The organism is Cryomorphaceae bacterium 1068, assembly GCA_027214385.1.
Lineage (GTDB): Bacteria > Bacteroidota > Bacteroidia > Flavobacteriales_D > Cryomorphaceae > JAKVAV01.
In genome coordinates, this window is sequence record JAPVXR010000001.1 from 127,118 (window position 1) to 144,665 (window position 17,548).

Here is a 17,548-nt window from a genome sequence, read left to right on the forward strand (position 1 = left end):
CATGCAAAAAAGGGTGCTATACCTGACTTACGATGGCTTGACCGACCCCTTGGGTCAAAGCCAAATTCTGCCCTATTTGGAGGGGCTTAGCGAGAGAGGCCATCGGATCACCATCTTGTCTTTTGAAAAGACAAAGCCCTTTGCTCGTTTGGAAAACACCATTCAACGACGCTGTAAAAAGGTAGGGCTGGAGTGGAAACCACTGCAATACACCAAGAATCCACCCATTCTCTCGACTATAAAGGATTTACAGCGGCTAGAAACAGAGGTAAGAGACCTTCACGGACAAGAACCATTTGACCTGATCCATTGTCGCTCTTACCTGACCTCATTGGTAGCGCTCAAGTTGAAGCGTGAGAAAGGCATTCCGTTCCTGTTTGATATGCGCGGATTCTATGCCGATGAGCGGGTCGATGGGAAAATTTGGAACCTGACTAACCCACTTTATAAACGCATTTATGATTACTTTAAGATAAAGGAACGCGACTTCTTGGAGCAGGCGGATGCCATTGTTTCACTCACCTACGAAGGTAAGCGTGAAATCGAAAACTGGTACGTGCAAAATGAACTCTATGGGGGAGGTGAGTTTATGTACAACTATGACCGCGCCCTTAAAGTTCAAGACAAAATCACAATTATTCCTTGCGCTTCTGATTTGGATCATTTTGATTTTCGCCGCATTACGGACAACAAGAAGTTGTGGCTCCAAGCAGTCTACGGAATAGACCCGAGTTTAGAATACCTCGGCTACGTAGGATCTCTCGGGACCTGGTATATGGCCAATGAGATGCTGGATTTGTACAAAGTGCTACTCCAAAAGAAGCCCAGTCTTCGCTTTCTCATATTAAGTCACGATGATTTGGCTCCTCTTCGACAAAGGGCAAGTTCCTTAGGTATTCCACAATCCTATATCGTGCATGTCGCTGCCGAGCGAAAGGATGTACCGGCTTTGATGAGTTTGATGTCCGCTTCTGTATTCTTTATCCTACCAGCCTATTCCAAGAAAGCCTCCAGCCCCACCAAGCAAGGGGAACTGATGGCCATGGGAATTCCGGTGATTTGCAATGCAGGAGTAGGGGATAGTGCGGACATTGTTGAGAAATTCGGTTCGGGATGGGTGGTGAAGAACTGTGAAGAAGAATATTATATAGAGGTAGCGGAGAACTGGGATAAGATCACGTTACTGGACAAAATCCAAATTCGAATAGGAGCTAAAGACTATTTTTCTTTAGAGAAAGGAATCAATGCCTATGGAGATATATATTGCAGAATAGAGTAGGAACTACTCTACGGACAAGTGTATTTAACCAGATCGAGAGATTCTGTACAAATACTCAACTCCAAAATAAGCTTACAAAACTTTTTTTGTTAGAGAGAATTGAATATTTGTCCAAAATGCGCTCCTTGCCTTTTATTCCCAATCCGTTGCGCAGTGAATGATCGTCCAGTAGATTGAAAATATTTTTTTGCCATAATACCGAATTATTCAACGGCATTTCTTCAGCGATCAACCCAAATTCATTTTCACCTATAATATCCAAATTGGCTCCAACTTTCGAAACAATTGTAGGAATTCCTAAAGCCATGTATTGAAGTGCTTTGAACCCGCATTTGCCCTTTTCCCACTCCGTATTATAGAGGGGCATCACTCCGATATCGATTTCCAATAGATCCTCTATCTCAGTTTTCTTTTTCCATTTACGGAACTCCACAAAATCGGGCATCGACTCAGGTGGTACATCAGCGATCAACAAGAACCGAAAAGGATGGGTCCGATAGACCTCCTCCAAAACAGGGAATAGGGGAGTAAGCTGTTTCAATGTGCTATGAGTACCAGTCCAACCAATGGTTACGAGCTTGTCACTTTCAAGACGATCAGCCGACAGCTGATAGCTGGGAGCCGACAGCCCATTGACAGCTTCCCCCTTCTTAATCCACTTTGAGCCCCTACGAATATACAAATCAGGATTATGATGTCCCTTCGTATCAATCGTAGTAGGAATAATCCTTACATCCTCACAATACTGCCTCGCATACTCCGACAGGAATTTATTTCCGGTTACTACGGTAGTGGCCCACGAACAAATCTTTGCTGTTTTCCCATGAAACTTCAGCTTACCCGCAGTTCTCTCGTTTGCTTTTGAGCTATTCGGAAGCCAAATGGCGTCGTCAAAATCAAAAATTATTGGTTTCCTGAATACTTTGGCTACAGCCCATTCAAACCATGGCGGCCCAATGGGCGTGGCCTCTCGATGAATAAAAACTTTATTGTAATTGCTCACTTGAGCAAGTAATAAGAGTCGCCTCCAAAATCCTCCTATCGTTCTTAATACTTTGTACTTGATACTGCCGTCTTCGTAAATTCTCGGCCATTCATCTTTTCTCCAAAATCCTATCTGCTTAAAATCCACATTTTGCACCAAATCAAGATATTGCTCAAATCTAAATCGTTGGGATGGAGCAAGACCAGAAGGATAAGGACCTAGAACTAATACTTTCATTAATAGTTAAATCCAGGAATAAGCTGATTGTTTTGGCGAATTCTTGCCTCGATCTCTTTTTCCACAAATCCTTTTTTCAGCTCTTTATGCTTATATCTCAATATAAACAATGAAGCGACGAAAAAAGGAACACATTGTATTTTATATCTGGATAAGGCTCCAAAATTATAGGAAGAAAAACCAACCGCAAATCCAAAAAATATTGAAAAAATCACACACATTAATAAGAAGGAATCATTGGTTATAAAACTGTAAGTGCGAAAGATTCCAACTTTTAAAATTGTAGCAACAGTAAAAAAAAGGAAGAGAAAACTTTCGATCGCTTGAGCCAACATAGCCGTATTCTTAACCTCCCAAAAATAGGGCCTAAAAAAGGTGACATTCACAGCCGCTGGAAAGACTTTTAGAAGGCCTGTAGTAGTCTCTTCATAACTTCCTAAAGTATAGCTAGATCCCCTCCCATTATCACCGGAGGTATTGCGTCCTTCAACATAATGCCAGCCTTGCATACTTTGAGCGGAGTCAACAAAATTTTCAACAGAATATTTTTCCGTATACTGACTCAAAAAGTTAAGAGAGTAAGTTACGGCCAAAATAGAAATGCCTCCGATTATTGGTAATACCGCTGATCTTAGCCACCAAACGTTTATTCGATCTCTAAGGTAGAGTGTCCGCCAAATAAGAACCGCTGGTATCAAGCTAACCAATACATATGCTTTGATGGAAAAGATCAAATAGCCTGTAATAAGTATGATCAAAATTGCTTTAATATTGAAAATCTTCCATGAAAATAGTTTATCCGAATAAAAGAGGAAGAGACCTACAAAGCACAATATAAATGTGTCTTTATTGAAGCCAGAACCCCAAAATAAGACCGAGGGAATAAACAATACTGAGAACGCCATTTGTTTCTCAAGTGCGGGAAATTTTCTTTGAAAGAGCAAGAAAAAATGCCAGAGCCCCCAATAATTGAATAGCCCAATAAGCATGCTTCCTGAAAAATAGCTTCCCATCCCCATTAAAATAAATGGAGTACCTAAATTGACTGTGTAATATTCAGTTGTAGAGTGAAAAGAGGTTTGAAAAAGTAAATCCAGAGTAGTCGCGCTGACATTTTCATATTGTCTCGTCATAACCTCATAAAAGACTTGAGGTCCATTTGACAAGGCTTTAATATGGATGAGCGCTTCTTGAAAATAGGCACGTGTATCTCCGCCATAATCATAGTAAAAGGTGTATACTAGGCAAAAAGCGATACAGGCCAAAAGTTTGAACAACAATCCTTTCATGAACCATTTTTGATAGATAGGATTGTGAGGATGTTTGTTTTGGAAATATTTCCCAACACCCAAGCAAAGAGGGAGATAAACAAGAATAAGCAAAAAGTCAAGAAAACTCATTTAGGCCACAACTTTTTCATGTATTTTCTGAGCTGTACAGTGGAATTGATGTGTTCCATAATAGCTGAGGGTTACAGGAAAGTTGTTGCCTTGAATAGCGAATTTGCTCATGTCCATAATGATTACCCCCCCCCCTCCTTTTTTATTCAGTTTAAAGTTGCTAGAAAACGCATAGATCAATCGTTTAAATGTTCAAACCTGTCGCTAAAAGAGATAAGCCCTAGCATAGGTCTTATTCGTGAAGTTCTCTTCAATTCCATCAAGGCTTAAGCCTTATTCATAAATTTAAAGCCATAATCTTAATCAAACTTAAATGAATAATTTGTTTAATCTAACAATTTGGTGCAAAAGCTAAACTTGGGTTGTAAAACATAATGATGTTTACTTTTAGCACTGCGGAAAACTATTTGATAGTATTTAGCTAACCCAATTGACACGTGCTCAATCTACTTATTTAATACGAATATAAGCTCTTCGGTTAAGCTGGCGTCAATTCCACTATATTCGCATTTCCAACTCCGCAACAAAACTTAATATGAAGCCAATCAGATTTTGGGCTTAAACTCGACTTAGATACTTTTTGGGGTTTAATTACCAAGCGTCAAACTTATTAGATTAGACAATCAGAGTTATGGACCGAATATTTCGATCAGGTCTCTTCTGCTTGAAATGCTCACTGATATTTCTTTTTCCAGCTTTCAAAATTGCTTACTACTTATTTGACTTTTTTAAAAAAAAGAAACTGACCTTTCGTGTCTGATATAGAAAATCAGAATTATTAATTATTTAACGATCATTGAGATTTTAAATTACGGTTCAACCACCTCCATCCAAAACGTCGTCCGATCCAATCCGGTCAAGCTTCCGCCGACGCAGAAATCCATGCCTTTCAGCTCTTTCAAACCCGTCAATTGCGCAGCCATGGCCAATTCTTTCTCCATCACGTAAACAACACCCCGGCGCACGTATTTTCGGTTGATCCAATCCCAAACAGCTTCGAGCTCTTCACTTCTTCCCACCTCGGTCACAAAAACCAATACCTTCGGTCGCTTCCGCTTTCCGCAAAAACGACCCAGCACATCCAAAAAACCTTCAGGATTATCCCGACCATAACGGCCAAAACCATACTCCAAATCAAATTCAGATAAAATGCCACTCGAATAAGCAGATACCCATGTGTCAACGGGCCATTCGCGCAAGCAAACCTGAGCCTTCCCGATACCGAGAAAACGATCCAAACAAACCGGCAAACCATCGCCGATCCATATACCTCGGAACTTACTCCTCTTTTTCGCTATCCCTTCTTCCCTCACCGATCGCATCAAAATGAGTGTAAACATCTGATTCACTTATTCCGGTGTAATGACAAAATTCACTCACGGTGATAAACATATCACGTCCTTTTCCGAAGTACTTGCGCATCTGGGAAATATGTCGATATCCCGTCTTTACACTCTTTCCAAGTAAAATGGCAATGTCACTTGCGTAGATCACCGCCCTGTAGTTTTTGTGTTTCATAAGGATAAGTTTGGTTAATAAAACACTGGCTATGTCGGCCTCAGCTACTACTAGTTAGTGATTTTTTCTAAAAAAGTCAAGCGTTTTAACAATCTCATTAATCTTAACTGTGTGATATATAGAGTGTTTATGCCAGCTGTCAAAAAGTGACACCCATGCACTTCGAAATACTCACCACACAATATGCCCTACGTACTACACACTACGAGCTACGCACTACGCCCTGCGAGCTACGAAATACTACCACCGACTATCGACTACCGACCATCGACTACCACCTCCACCTTCTCGATACATTTTGCCCCTTCGTCGCAAAACACTCGAAGTGACAACGCTTTTCATTCTTAACTGCCCACTGCCCACTGCCCACTGACCACTGACCACTGACTACTGCCCACCGACCACCAACCATCGACTACCGACTTCGCCCTACGAGCTACGAGCTACGCACTACGTCCTACGAGCTACGAAATACTACCACCAACCATCGACCATCGACTACCACCTCCACCTTCTCGATACATTTTGCCCCTTCATCGCAAAACACTCGAAGTGACAACGCTTTTCATTCTTAACAGCCCACTGCCCACTGCCCACTGCCCACTGCCCACTGACCACTGACCTCTGACCACCTTTCTTCCCCTATACCTATCCCTAACCAATCCCTAACCAATCCCATACCTATCCCTATCCAACTCCTATTCATTTCCATTTTCAATCCCGTTTTTTCCCGGGTCATCCCAAAATTTCCCGCGATTCCAAATAATTAGACACCTTTCACGATCATTTCCCAACTTTCCCGCAACTGCTTGTTTAGCATGTGTGTAGCGCCCCATATTTGTCTTGTTGGCAAAGCGCCAACCTTGATTAATGACAATTTAAAACCTAAATATATGGGACGTCAATCAGGAGTGATCAGGATCCGAGGAAAAGTCGGAAACCTGACCTTCACACAATCAGAAGACGGACACGAAGTGCGCCTCAGTACCTCCCTCAACGGAGATAAAATGCGCAAAGACCGCCGTTTCATTAGAACGCGTGAAAATTGGGCCGAATTTGCCCGAGCCGGAAAAGCTGCAAAGCTCATCCGCCAGGCATTCGCCATTCAAACGCGTCAAATTTCAGATCGTCGTGGGTACCCGCGACTCGTAACTCAAACCTTGAAGGTCGTGAAATCCGACCCCGTCAACGGAAGGGGAGAGCGAGTCATAACCCAAGGCGACTTCAATTACCTCTTGGGGTATGAATTCAATCAACGTCAAACCATGTCAGGGGTGCTCAAAGTACCCGTGGATGTCGCAATAGATCCTGCCGCCGGCACCGTCAACATCGACCTCCCCGAAATGCTGCCCGAAGTCGGGGTAGCTGCACCTGAAGGAACAACCCACATCCGCCTCGCCGCGGCTGCCGCTGAACTCGATTGGGAAAACCTCGTGTTCACAAACGATGTCGTCGAATCGACCGACATCCTCTACGGCAACCAAACCGAAGCACCGCAAACCCTCAGCTTAACTCTTCCTGCGGGAAGCACGCATACGCTGGCGGTAGCACTGGGTGTGTGGTTCTACCAAGAGGTAAACGGACAATTGTACATCCTCAATGATGGAGTGAAAAACGCCATGGCCCTCGTGGGCATCGATAACGCATAGGCCATGAGGTTCAACCTTATCCGAATATACGGTAACCAAGGGACAAACGGCTACCTCATCGCTGAAGGCAAACTGGTCTGCAAGACCATCGAACTGCCCTGGCGCATGAACCAACCCAATGTCTCTTGCATTCCCGAAGGACAGTACATCCTGAAGGCGCGTTACAGCCCGCGATTCGGACACTGCGTGGAAGTGGTAAATGTTCCCAACCGATCCCATATCCTCCTTCATCCGGCAAATAATGCTCTGCGAGAACTTCGCGGTTGCATCGCACCGGTGTCAGAGCTTACAGGGCAAGGAACCGGACTTCGCTCCCGCGCAGCTACGCAACGATTCCTTGAGGTGTTCAACCGCCTCAAGGCTAATGGGAATAGTTTAATCTTAAACATTCATACATGAAAAAGAGCGAAAAAATGAATTTGGGCCAAAGGCTTTTTAGCAAAACTCCCAAATTCTTCCGCATAATCCGCAATGTCGGACTGGCTTTAATAGCCGCCGGTGGAGCGGTCCTTACGGCGCCCGTATCCCTACCTGCCTTGGTCTCCACGGCAGCAGGTTACGTGGCGGTAACGGGTGGCGTCCTCACAGCAGTGTCGCAAGCCACTGTAGATGGCGAATAACCATCCCTCACGCTTAATCCAAGCCCCGAGCGCAAGCTCGGGGTTTTTCTTTTTATTGTTCTTTTTGACCCTTTAAAGACGCTTAGAGTTAAATCATCTAAAGTCCATAAGCCCAGCCGCCACGGATCGGACGTCGTGCAGCAATACCGGTAAAAAGGGTACCACCATCAGCTGTAATCGACCAACGAAATAATCCTCTTCAAAAAGAGTTGCCCCGAAAAGTGCGCGTGTCCGTTTTTAGCCGGGGTTTTGCGCTACTCGCTTTGCCCAATATGATAAGATTTGATCACGCAAAAATTGCCTTTCGACGTCCTTGATTTTTACTCCACTTTTTATCAAGAAAAAGGGGAAGAGATTAGCTATGTCACGATTTTCACGAAAAGTAAAAAATCATCCCACAGCTAAAACAGTAGTGAATCTATATCTTCCTTTGGAGAATTGAATAAAACGTTCTCACACGGCGTAGCAAGTAGCTCAGGTGGCTTCATTGTAGCCTGCGGAGCTGAAGACGTAGATGGATTTAAAAATGAGCTCGCGAAGCCCAAATCACCAACTTTCATTCGAATTGTCACTATAAGAAAATCACCTAGTAGCTAAAGGCTAGTGCCTCCCCACGCACCATCTCGATTACCTCCCGAAGGTCGGTGAGAGCGCTCGTGCCTCACTAAGTTCAACCTCCTTCGTTGGCCACTCGATGTGACAACGCTGCTCACTTTTCGTTTTTCACTCTTCACTTCTCACTCAAAACTGCCCACTTCCCAAGTCAAACTTCAACAATAATCACCCTTAAAACCGCGATTCGCTGGTAGCTGAAAGCCGACAGCCCACAGCTAAAACACTTTTCGCTCATCTCTACCGACTACGCCCTACGATCTACGCACTACGCACTACGAGCTACGCACTGCGCCCTACGAGCTACGAAATACTACCACCGACTATCTACCATCGACCACCACCTCCACCTTCTCGATACATTTTACCCCTTCGTCGCAAAACACTCGAAGTGACAACGCTTTTCATTCTTAACAGCCCACTGCCCACTGCCCACTGCCCACTGACTACTGACCACCAACCACCGACCACCGACTACCGACAACGCCCTACGCACTACGAGCTACGAAATACTACCACCGACTATCTACCATCGACTACCACCTCCACCTTCTCGATACATTTTGCCCCTTCGTCGCAAAACACTCGAAGTGACAACGCTTTTCATTCTTAACAGCCCACTGCCCACTGCCCACTGACTACTGCCCACCAACCGCCGTCCACCGACTACCGACAACCCCCTACGAATCTCACACTACGATCTACGCACTACGCACTACGAATTACGCACCACCGACCAAGAACCTCTCTACCTAATTTTCCTTACCTTTAGAAACCAATCACTTAACAACCAACCCATGAAATGCTTACCTGCTATTTCCCTGCTATTCCTACTTTTCAATTTTTCCTTATTCGCCCAAGAGCTTACTCCCTGCGAAGAGCCGTATCCACAAGTTACCAATCTCTCAGTGGCTTTCGGAGAAGGAGCATTGGTCCTCAATTGGGCACCAATTATTGGTTCGCAAGCATGCCGAATCCAAATTAGACCCTTTGGCTCATCTGAATCACAGTATACCTTAATAGAGGGAGCTGATTTAGGCACGTATTCCATCTCAGGCGACGTCCTGCTCTTTCAAACTCAATATGAAGCCCGTGTGTCCTGCGGTTGTCCGGGAGATCCTCCTGTTTTTGGTCCTTACTCAAGCACCGTGGCATTCTGGACGAGCACAGTCGGTCAAATCGTGCCTTGTGCTGATCCTTATCCGGTGGTATCCGGTTTGATCGCTTCTCCTACCGAAGAGGCAGACGGCATTCACCTGATGTGGAATCCCATCTCCAAATCAAAAGGGTGCCGAATCGAATTTCAACCGGTCGACGGTCCATTGGAAGCAATGCAAGTATTGGGTACGGAACTCTCTGAGTATGTGATACCCGGATCTCAATTGCTGGCAGACTTTGATTACAACTGGCGGATACGCTGTGGATGTAGTTTCGATCCCTTGGTGCAGGGGCCGTGGTCATTACCTGCTTTTTTCAATACCGGAGAGGTAGGCGACTTAGCGGGTTTCATGCCAAAACCGAAGTTTAAAGCCACCCCTCAGGCACCTCTTACGGGTGCTGAGGTTCAGTTTAAGGACGTGTCCCCGTTTGAACCTACATCCTGGTTGTGGGATTTTGGCGACGGCACCACATCTACGGAAGCGGACCCTGCGCATACATACGCCTCTCCCGGAGCCTACAATGTATCGCTTACCGTAGCGAATGAGTTTGGCGAGAACACCAGCTCGATTGAAGAATTTATTCAAGTATTCGACCCTGTTTGTCCTCAGTCGGTCACCGATCTTGATGGAAATCAATACACGGTAGTGCAAATAGGAAACGCCTGCTGGACTGGTGAAAACCTCAAGGTAACGCAGTTTAACAATGGCGATGAAATTCCGAATCTCGAACCGGCAAGTGAGTGGCTCTCGACCACCGAAGTGGCTTATTGCAACTTCAACAATGACCAGGCCCTTGGAGATTCCACCGGAAGACACTACAATGGCTATGTGGTCTTGGATGAGCGAAATGTATGCCCCGCAGGTTGGCATGTTTCAGCTGAATCCGACTGGCTTACAATGGAAGAGGTCATGGGTATGCCCACTCAGGAATTGACCACCGACGGTCCTGAACGCGGAAGAGGCCGAAACATAGGAGGTCAATTAAAGGCCGATCAATTCTGGTCCCCATTCAATATAGGAGGAGCTGACACCTATGGATTCGGAGCTTTGCCTCTCGGCTACCGCTTTTTCGTATTTATCGATTTTGTGGGATTACAAACTACTGCGCGCTTTCATGTCCCCAATGACCTCGGTTCGGATCCCGAGCTTCACTACCGCGGTTTCTCATACTTATCTATGGGTATCTCCAAGATCTCGGCACAATTGGGAGAAGGCATGAGCATCCGTTGTGTTCAGGACTAGGGTTTTCATCCCACATCCGCTTTATTAATTTTCAGGCGTTCCCGCTTTCGCGGAAAGGGGTGCCTGATACCCACGTCCTACACGTCCTTTCCCCCATTCGTGTTCATTCGTGTCTATCCGTGGATAAACTTTAACGAGCTCTAGCGAGTCTAGCCAGGCTCAGTGTATCCCTCCCAGCTAAGGACTAAGTCGGATGCAGGAAAGGTTACTACCGAACATACTGCCAATACAAAACACAAAATACGCCCTGCTCACTGCTAACTACCGGCTACCGACTACCGTCCATCCATAACTGCCCACTTCCCAAATCAAACCTCAACTCTAATCACCTTTAAAACCGTGATTCGCAGATAGCCGGAAGCCGACCGCGGGAAGCCAAAACACTTTTCGCTTTTCTCTACCGACTACCGACTACCGACTACCGACTACCGACCATCGACCATCGACAACTCCCCAACTCCATTCCTCCCAGCCACTTACCAAACCTCCACTAAAAACACTTCCAAACATTCGAAACCCCACTGTTTTCTCCGCGTATAATCTCCTTCGCGCAAAACGTTGCGCCTCTATTGCCTTCCTTTTTGAGTTAGAACTAAAAACCCATTTTATGGTAAGAAATCTACAGTTCATTCTAACTCCCCTTATCCTAAGTACAACCTTTTCCCTTTCGGCCCAAAACAGCGGCTGCGAAGGTTTCAGAACCCAAACCCAAGGTGGTTGGGGATCATCGGCCAATGGGAATAATCCCGGGGCTTATCGTGACGCTCACTTTGACGATGCATTTCCCGATGGAATCACCCTTGGTTGCGATTATGTCGCGGAGTTTGAAACCTCTGCCAATGTGGAGGCTTTTTTGCCTTCCGGCGGAACGGCAAGATCACTCGAGTCTGATCTTTTAAATCCCACCGACTACGGAAACGTTCTCGCGGGACAACTGCTCGCACTTACCCTCAGCGTGGGATTTGATGCTAATGACGCCGACTTCTCTACCTCGAGCATACTCTTGGGCGACCTGATTGTAAACTCAGGTACCTTCGAAGGGTACAGCGTTTCGGAAATCCTCGAATTCGGAAATCAAATCCTCGGTGGATGTGAAACGGATTTTTCCGCTTCCCAGATCAATTCGGTCCTCAGCTCTATCAACGAAAACTACGTGGACGGATCGTCCAACAGTGGTGTTCTCGATTGTCCCGAGGAAGAACTTTCCTGTGCCCTCGACCTTTCGGGGATGTCTACTGAGTGTACGCAAAACAATACGTACTTTCTGACGGTCAATATCACGGGCGCCAATGGCTCCTTTCAGGTGGTATCGAATGATGCACTTTCCATCGAGCCCGCTTTTCTCTGCTTTTCCGAGATAAGCGATAACCCGTCGGAGAATGTGATCAACGTTTCGTTGGAATTTCCGCTGGGCGCTGATTACAACTTTAGTGTGGTTTCTGCCGAGAACCCCGATTGCGATGCGTCGGCCAATGTGGATTGTCAACTCGACAATATCTCAGGGGTTGCCCCGGAATGCTGCACCCTTACCATCGAGTGCGACGACGCTGATCAGATCATTTATTCGTGCATTAGCGATATTCCCGATGCTGATACCAATATTCCCTACACTTCAGAGGGGTGCGGAGAAGTGAGTATTCAGGTATCGGAAACCACCCAAGGTAACGGGTGCCAGAGCAACCCTTTGGTGCTGACCCGTACCTATACCGTTACCAATGGGACGGACATGCAATCGTGTACACAAACCTTTATGGTGATTGACGATGAGGTGCCGGTAATCACTTGTCCTCCCGATCAAAATGCTACTTGCAGTGCATTTATCGAGCCTGACCAGTATGCCACGGCTACGGACAATTGCGACGATGAGGTAACCATTACCTACCAAAACGGACCGAGCTCCGGATGTGGCTTGTTCATTCGAACCTGGATAGCCACCGACGATTGTGGAAACAGCGCTTACTGCTACCAAAATGTATACGTGGATGACACGACCGGGCCCCAAATTGCGGGGTTGACGGATGTGATTGTCGATTGCGGTACCAATTTGGATCCGTTTTTTGTAGGAGGTCCTTTTATCTCCGACGCCTGTTCTGAATTTGAATTTTTCTACACGGACAGTGAGCCCGTAGTGGAGGAGTGCAGCACGACCATAACCCGCATATGGACGGCTACCGATGCTTGTGGAAACACATCGACGGCCGAACAGCAGATTACCGAAACCGACTTGAGTGCCCCCGTCCTTTACGGTGTGCCCGGCAATCAATTTTTTCAGTGTGAGGAAATCCCTGAGGTTCCCGAAGTCTATGCCGTAGACTTCTGTAGCGGCGATACCGTGGATGTCGAAATGGAGGAAACCATTGCCGACGAGGGATGCCGCAAAACCATACAGCGAACATTTACGGCCACCGACAATTGTGACAATAGCAATAGCATCAGCTACACCATCACCATTGAAGATACGCAGGGACCACAATTGACTTGTCCCGAAGATGTGCTCTTAACTTGTGGCGACGGGAACATTGATCCTGCGGAAACGGGACAGGCTGAGGCCCTGGACGCCTGCAGCGAAAACTTTGTGACCATTACTTTTGACGACAGTGAATACCAAGCCAATACTTGTCCGCCGAGAATTATACGGACATGGACTGCAGTAGACACTTGTGGAAATGCGAGCAACTGCGTGCAACTCATTCTTTTCGACGATCAGGAAGCACCTTCCATCGATTGCTTGGATGATATAACCATCAATTGTTCGGAAGCGACCACCGATCCTGAGTTTACGGGAACTCCTGCAGCTGAAGATGCCTGCAGTGAAGTGACGGTGACCTATGCCGACGGTCCTTTTGACGGGAGTTGTCCTGCCTCGTTCGTTAGAACATGGGAGGCTTCCGATGCCTGTGGAAATGCATCGTATTGCTACCAAGTGATCACGGTGATCAGTGAAGAGGCACCCACATTGGTATGCCCACCTGAGGCTACGGTTTCTTGCGGAGCCAGCTTTGAGCCTTATAATACGGGGATGGCTACCGTGACGGATCAGTGCCTCGATGTAACACTGACCTATACGGATACGGACTTAATCGGCGATTGCGAAAAGCAATTTACCCGTACCTGGATAGCTACTGACGTTTGTGGAAATACTTCTTCTTGCGATCAATTGATCATTGTGGTCGATCAGATGAATCCTTTTATCACCTGTCCGCCGACGGCCACCGTTGAGTGCGGTGGCAATACCGATCCATCGGTGTTGGGCGAAGCTACGGCAGTGGACTACTGCTCGGCGGTGGAGGTGACCTATGCGGATGAAGAAAACTTTGACTCATGTACACCATCAATTCTGAGAACCTGGACGGCTGTTGATGTCTGTGGAAATACGCATAGCTGCGTGCAGGTGATTGAAATCATCGGTGGGGGAGTTGTTGATATAACCTGTCCCGATGACGTGACCATTGCCTGTGATGCCGATACTGATCCAGTAAGTACGGGAACGGCTACGGTGATTGCCAATTGTGCGGATGTGGCTTTGACATACGTCGATAGCATTCTACCTGCCGATGAAACATCGGGCGGTGACTGCGGACAGTTACGCACCCAGACTCAAGGTGGATGGGGATCGCGTGCCAATGGAAATAATCCCGGTACCTATAGAGATGCAAATTTTGAAGCTGCATTTCCGGAAGGATTGGTCATAGGATGTGAGTATACTCTCACACTTACAAGTTCTGCCGCAGTGGAGGCTTTTCTTCCCAACGGCGGTCCGGTAACGGTATTGACGGAAGATCTGGTTGATCCAACTGACTTCCGCACTGTGCTCGCCGGTCAATTGGTAGCAGCTACTCTTAGCGTGGGATTTGACGCCAACGATGAGGACTTTTCTGAATCGGTAGCGAATCTGGGCGATTATACCCTTTCTTCGGGACCGATGGTTGGTTTGTCCGTTTCTGAGGTCATCGCCGAAGCCAATGCTTTTATCGGAGGATGCGAAAGCGCCTACTCGGGATCGGAACTGAATACGACTCTCACAGCCATCAATGAAAGTTATGTGGATGGAAACGGAAGCAGCGGAACATTGAATTGCCCCGAGACCACAGGAACTGGCGATTGCCTCGTGATCTTCCGAACATGGACAGCCACCGATCTTTGCGGAAATGCCGTGTCGTGTACACAGGTCATAACGCAGAGCAGCGAGCTCGACGAACTCTTGACAAGTGATGCTCAAATGATGGCCTATCCGTCGCCTGCTACTTCTACGGTCAATTTCACCATGGAACGCAGCGTGTACAATTCAGGAACGTTGACCATTGCCAATCTTTCGGGAATAGTCGTTCACACGGAGACTGTACCATCCGGAGTTCAACGCATTGAGTTGGATTTGTCGGGCTTTGTTGAGGGGGTTTATGTGGTAAACTTCCGTTCGAAGAGCGGTGCATACACCACCAAATTTGTGAAAATGTAAAAAGCCCATAAGTGCACATGAATAAGCAAGCTTCAAGTCGGAATACCCGATTTGAAGCTTTTTTTGTTTGGTGACTAAGCACGCTCTTGGATTCAACTTTTGAATGAAGTACAGATCACCCATTAACCCATGCCATCAATAGGCAGGTACACTTCTACTCCGCTGGCGGAGGTGGATTTTCAGAAAAGCACTCAATCTGACGGCGGTCTCTGTCTCCCTTTGGAGGCGATGTGCTGAGCATGTCTAAGTAGAGTGGCAATTTCCGTGTAAACGTCAATTGACGAGGGAGGAAGTATTTAACCTCCCAATCACGCCCTGCACCCTACACCCTAAGAATTACGACCACCGACTATCGACTATCTACCATAGACTACCACCACCACCTTCTCGATACATTTTGCTCCTTCGTCGCAAAACACTCGAAGTGACAACGCTTCTCTTACTAAATTGACTATCGACCACCAACTCTCAAATCCAATGCCCCGTCAAAGCCACCTTAAGCGCCTCCAAAGAGCTCTTCGCATTCGTTTTTTCCAAGATGTTCTTGCGGTGGATGTTGACCGTATGCTTCGAGATCTCCAATTTCTCAGCTATTTCTACCGAGTTTAATCCGTCGGCCATGGCAGCTAATACCTCTCTTTCGCGTTCGCTCAGAGGCGATTCTCCCGAAGTGTAAGAATTGTCCTCTTTAACGTTGTAGAAAGAAGGCTCACCATCAAGGCCGATTAGATTCAGCTGCATATGGGTATCCGTTTTCAGGTGGGTGATATCCGTCAAGACGGCGAAGGTTCGGATCAGAGCACCGTCATCTTCGTTTTGAAGAGTCATGACTTGGTGCAAAAGTCGCTTGTAATTGCCTTTACCATCCTTGATGCGGTAATCGTAAGAAACTTTGTATTTAACTAGTTTCTCAGGAGGTATGGTAGGAAGGAAAGTAAGTAGAGTACCCTCAAAACGCATAAAGTTTTTCAGGTCATCCGGGTGCATGTTTTCAATTATATAAGTAAGACTGAATGCTTTCGGATCAATGGATAGAACATCTTTGGTTCCTGCGCTGCAATACTCCATTTCCTGATTAGGGAAAGAATAGATCAAGAAAAAGTAATCTCCGATGTGGAAGGTGTTCATCAGAAACTCGCTCAATTCCACCTCACCGTCAAATTTCTTTGCCTCTCGGTTTTTAGAGCCGCTTCTGTATAACTCTCTCGCTTGATTTAAAATATCTTCTTTCATTCTTTCATTCTTTCATTCTTTCATTCTTTTTTCAACCATTTGTTTTCATTGGTCATAGCCAATAGGTGAACCGTCGATTTTGCCCCTGCTTTTCTGCGGATCCGCTTTAAGTGATTATTCAATGTTTCTAAGCTGATGTGCAATTTTTGAGCCGTAAACGGTAAGTCCTTCTCCCGCATTGCCGCTTCCAATATTTCCAGTTCTCTCATCGTGAAATCAGGCAACTTTTCGATTTTCTTCTTTTGGCGGTAAAGCTTCTTTGACTCACCTCCGCGAAGATTTATCAGCGATAAATACTGATCGGAATTCGTTTTAATCGAGCTAATATCCGTGAAAACATAGAGGTATTCAACCTGCTGAGTATCTGTCAATCTGAGCGGCTGTGATTGAAACATGAGTTGCTTGAACTTACCCGTTTTTGACTTCAACCTCAGATTGTACTGCGTTTTGTAGTTCCATCTTTCTTCTTCAGGAATGGATAAATAAAATCGCTCGGCCTCAGCTTCAAATTCTTCCATTACCGCTACATCGTCAGGATGAATCAAATCAAGAAGAAAATCAAAGTGGATGTCTTGGGCATCGTAGCCCAAAACCTTCGTCACACCTTCACTGCAAACGGTAGCACGGGTAGATTCGGAAAGGACAATCAAGTAGAAGAAGTCACCCGTTTGAAACCGTTCGAGCCAAGCTTGGTGCTCTTTGATTTTTTCCGGATAGATGGATTGGTCCGATTGTAGAACCATCCACTCATTCCTACTCAAGTTGAATTTTAATTTTTCCATCTCGCCTTTGAAAGCAGAAGTCGTAAATAATTACTCAGTATCCAAGCTTAACGCTAGAAGCTATATTGAATTTTACCCATATTATTTTGGTAAGCCTCTATGGATAGAAAGATATTACTTTCTCTATTCCTCGACAAAAAATCTGATCAAATATTTCAATCCTCCCTTCGGATAATTTCAACTTTCATCTTGAAATCGCAAATGAAGATTGACCAAAAATAGCTATTGACCGCGGGCGCAAGAATCACAACCTTGCGCATGGTTAAAATGGGAGAATATTTAAGGAATATTCTCTGATATGCTCGAGACGATCGGCTTTTAATAAAGAGAAGAGGGCAAAAAAATTAATCCAAGCATATCGAAGGTCTATGAATC

Annotated in this window: 12 protein-coding genes; 6 read left to right on the top strand and 6 right to left on the bottom strand. The window is 45.9% G+C overall.

The window, feature by feature from the left end:
• Position 1 precedes the first annotated feature (1 nt).
• Positions 2-1,279 carry a glycosyltransferase gene (locus O3Q51_00475; GenBank protein ID MCZ4407263.1) on the top strand — a complete coding sequence of 426 codons (1,278 nt, stop codon included), beginning with the start codon at positions 2-4 and terminating at the stop codon, positions 1,277-1,279.
• Between the two features lie 55 nt (positions 1,280-1,334).
• Here the strand turns inward: O3Q51_00475 and O3Q51_00480 are convergent, their stop codons facing one another.
• The 4 genes from O3Q51_00480 to O3Q51_00495 form a co-directional block, all read right to left on the bottom strand.
• Positions 1,335-2,501 carry a glycosyltransferase gene (locus O3Q51_00480; protein ID MCZ4407264.1) on the bottom strand — a complete coding sequence of 389 codons (1,167 nt, stop codon included), beginning with the start codon at positions 2,499-2,501 and terminating at the stop codon, positions 1,335-1,337.
• A complete protein-coding gene (locus O3Q51_00485) occupies positions 2,501-3,901 on the bottom strand; it encodes a hypothetical protein (protein MCZ4407265.1) in 1,401 nt (466 codons plus the stop codon). The genes O3Q51_00480 and O3Q51_00485 overlap by 1 nt, the downstream gene beginning before the upstream one ends.
• Positions 3,902-4,710: 809 nt before the next feature.
• A complete protein-coding gene (locus tag O3Q51_00490) occupies positions 4,711-5,241 on the bottom strand; it encodes a hypothetical protein (protein ID MCZ4407266.1) in 531 nt (176 codons plus the stop codon).
• Positions 5,180-5,419: a hypothetical protein gene (locus O3Q51_00495; GenBank protein ID MCZ4407267.1), complete on the bottom strand. Its 240-nt coding sequence runs from the start codon at positions 5,417-5,419 to the stop codon at positions 5,180-5,182. The genes O3Q51_00490 and O3Q51_00495 overlap by 62 nt, the downstream gene beginning before the upstream one ends.
• 893 nt (positions 5,420-6,312) lie before the next feature.
• Here O3Q51_00495 and O3Q51_00500 point away from each other — a divergent pair.
• The 5 genes from O3Q51_00500 to O3Q51_00520 all read left to right on the top strand — a co-directional run bounded on the left by O3Q51_00500 (position 6,313) and on the right by O3Q51_00520 (position 15,158).
• The gene (locus tag O3Q51_00500; protein MCZ4407268.1) at positions 6,313-7,068 is read left to right on the top strand and encodes a hypothetical protein; all 756 of its coding nucleotides are present in this window, start codon (positions 6,313-6,315) and stop codon (positions 7,066-7,068) included.
• Between the two features lie 3 nt (positions 7,069-7,071).
• Positions 7,072-7,467 carry a DUF5675 family protein gene (locus O3Q51_00505; GenBank protein ID MCZ4407269.1) on the top strand — a complete coding sequence of 132 codons (396 nt, stop codon included), beginning with the start codon at positions 7,072-7,074 and terminating at the stop codon, positions 7,465-7,467.
• Complete coding sequence (locus O3Q51_00510; GenBank protein MCZ4407270.1) at positions 7,464-7,688, top strand: hypothetical protein; 225 nt, start codon at positions 7,464-7,466, stop codon at positions 7,686-7,688. Before O3Q51_00505 ends, O3Q51_00510 begins: the two co-directional genes overlap by 4 nt.
• 1,409 nt (positions 7,689-9,097) lie before the next feature.
• Positions 9,098-10,702, top strand: coding sequence for an FISUMP domain-containing protein (locus O3Q51_00515; protein MCZ4407271.1), 1,605 nt, complete (start codon positions 9,098-9,100; stop codon positions 10,700-10,702).
• A 607-nt stretch (positions 10,703-11,309) separates the two neighbouring features.
• On the top strand, positions 11,310-15,158 hold the full coding sequence (locus tag O3Q51_00520) for a T9SS type A sorting domain-containing protein (GenBank protein ID MCZ4407272.1): 3,849 nt from the start codon (positions 11,310-11,312) through the stop codon (positions 15,156-15,158).
• A 468-nt stretch (positions 15,159-15,626) separates the two neighbouring features.
• Here O3Q51_00520 and O3Q51_00525 read toward each other — a convergent pair whose 3' ends face one another.
• Together O3Q51_00525 and O3Q51_00530 are read right to left on the bottom strand one after the other, a co-directional pair.
• A complete protein-coding gene (locus O3Q51_00525) occupies positions 15,627-16,391 on the bottom strand; it encodes a helix-turn-helix transcriptional regulator (protein ID MCZ4407273.1) in 765 nt (254 codons plus the stop codon).
• A 20-nt stretch (positions 16,392-16,411) separates the two neighbouring features.
• Positions 16,412-17,173 carry a LuxR C-terminal-related transcriptional regulator gene (locus tag O3Q51_00530; GenBank protein ID MCZ4407274.1) on the bottom strand — a complete coding sequence of 254 codons (762 nt, stop codon included), beginning with the start codon at positions 17,171-17,173 and terminating at the stop codon, positions 16,412-16,414.
• Positions 17,174-17,548 lie beyond the last annotated feature (375 nt).

What these genes read in the sequence shown, in the direction of transcription:
- O3Q51_00500 (MCZ4407268.1), top strand. Translation starts at nt 6,313, where the DNA reads ATGGGACGTCAATCAGGAGTGATCAGGATCCGAGGAAAAGTCGGAAAC.
- O3Q51_00475 (MCZ4407263.1), top strand. Translation starts at nt 2, where the DNA reads ATGCAAAAAAGGGTGCTATACCTGACTTACGATGGCTTGACCGACCCC.
- O3Q51_00515 (MCZ4407271.1), top strand. Translation starts at nt 9,098, where the DNA reads ATGAAATGCTTACCTGCTATTTCCCTGCTATTCCTACTTTTCAATTTT.
- O3Q51_00495 (MCZ4407267.1), bottom strand. Translation starts at nt 5,419, where the DNA reads ATGAAACACAAAAACTACAGGGCGGTGATCTACGCAAGTGACATTGCC.
- O3Q51_00530 (MCZ4407274.1), bottom strand. Translation starts at nt 17,173, where the DNA reads ATGGAAAAATTAAAATTCAACTTGAGTAGGAATGAGTGGATGGTTCTA.
- O3Q51_00510 (MCZ4407270.1), top strand. Translation starts at nt 7,464, where the DNA reads ATGAAAAAGAGCGAAAAAATGAATTTGGGCCAAAGGCTTTTTAGCAAA.
- O3Q51_00480 (MCZ4407264.1), bottom strand. Translation starts at nt 2,501, where the DNA reads ATGAAAGTATTAGTTCTAGGTCCTTATCCTTCTGGTCTTGCTCCATCC.
- O3Q51_00490 (MCZ4407266.1), bottom strand. Translation starts at nt 5,241, where the DNA reads ATGTTTACACTCATTTTGATGCGATCGGTGAGGGAAGAAGGGATAGCG.
- O3Q51_00520 (MCZ4407272.1), top strand. Translation starts at nt 11,310, where the DNA reads ATGGTAAGAAATCTACAGTTCATTCTAACTCCCCTTATCCTAAGTACA.
- O3Q51_00505 (MCZ4407269.1), top strand. Translation starts at nt 7,072, where the DNA reads ATGAGGTTCAACCTTATCCGAATATACGGTAACCAAGGGACAAACGGC.
- O3Q51_00485 (MCZ4407265.1), bottom strand. Translation starts at nt 3,901, where the DNA reads ATGAGTTTTCTTGACTTTTTGCTTATTCTTGTTTATCTCCCTCTTTGC.
- O3Q51_00525 (MCZ4407273.1), bottom strand. Translation starts at nt 16,391, where the DNA reads ATGAAAGAAGATATTTTAAATCAAGCGAGAGAGTTATACAGAAGCGGC.